Source organism: Staphylococcus sp. HMSC13A10 (assembly GCF_001808005.1).
GTDB classification, from domain to species: domain Bacteria; phylum Bacillota; class Bacilli; order Staphylococcales; family Staphylococcaceae; genus Staphylococcus; species Staphylococcus pasteuri.
The window spans coordinates 57,924-59,197 of the sequence record NZ_KV791844.1; the positions used below are offsets into that span (position 1 = coordinate 57,924).

Annotated in this window: 1 protein-coding gene; it reads left to right on the forward strand. The window is 26.5% G+C overall.

The annotated features are described in order from the left end of the window. Positions 1-755 precede the first annotated feature (755 nt). Positions 756-1,274, forward strand: a 519-nt coding sequence (locus HMPREF3125_RS12440; protein ID WP_256278067.1) for a YSIRK-type signal peptide-containing protein, incomplete at its 3' end; no start/stop codon positions are given.

Genomic DNA, 1,274 nt, shown 5'->3' on the forward strand with positions numbered 1-1,274 from the left:
ATTTGCTGGCTTAGGCTCATTATTCTTATTCGCTAGACGCCGTAAAAAAGAAGATAAATAAGAAACACATTTAAAAAGTGCTACTAGTTACCATAGGTAGGTAATTAGTAGCATTTTCTATATTCACTATCATTAAGATGAGTGATAAAAATAATTGCGATACAACTTATTTTATATTTAAAATGAATATGTTTTTTGAATTTTTAATGAAATACAAAAATGTTTTAATAAAGTGTAAAAATATTAAGTTTAACTTAATATTTAACGTTGACTAACATTTAAAAAGGTTATATAATTTTAAATGCAAACGATTGAGGTTAATTGGTAAAAGAAATTATGTGAAGTGTTTTGTCAATTGATTAAAGAGTATAAAATAATTAAATATCTCAAATAACAACTATATAAATCTAGATAATCCTTTTGAATGTTATATTTAGAACAGATAAATATAAGGCAGATCGGTTACCCATATATTTATGTCATTTCTAAATAAAAGTAACATTTAAGATAAAGAGGATTATTTTTTTATACTTTTTAAATATTTACTTTTATGTAAAAACAATAAATGGTATGGAATTTTCTGTTTTAAAAGAGAAAGTTTATCCGTACATTATTTAATTCAATTATTTATTATAGTATTTTTGGATATTAAATGTTGTAAAATTTGATTGTTTATATTATTATTTAAAGCGACAGCTACTAATTTTTAAGTGGTTGTTACATACAGTTATTAAGAAGTAACTAGGAGGAAATATATGAAAAAAAGAATGGATTTTTTACCTAACAAATTGAACAAATATTCTATCAGAAGATTTACAGTAGGGACTGCATCAATATTAGTAGGGGCTACTCTATTATTTGGTGTTGGAAATCAAGAAGCTAAAGCAGCCGAAAATAATACTGAAGAGTCGTCAACACAAGCTAGTGAAGATACGTCCTCACAAGATGATGCTGTTAAACAAAAAGGCAATGTTCAAACAAGTGAACAAACTAAAAATAATAGTGATATTCCTGAACAAACTGATGTAACAAACGACAATAATGCAACAGAAGAACAAACGACACAAGAAGATTCGAAAACAAATAATACTGAAGAGTCATCAACACAAGAAGACTCAAAAGTAGATACAACTAAAGAAGAAACAACAAAAGAGGTACCAAAAGCAGAAACAACTGAAGCACAAACAACACAAGAAGACTCAAAAATAGATGCTACTAAAGAAGAAACAACAAAAGAGTCATCAAAAGCAGAAACAACTGAAGCACAAACAACA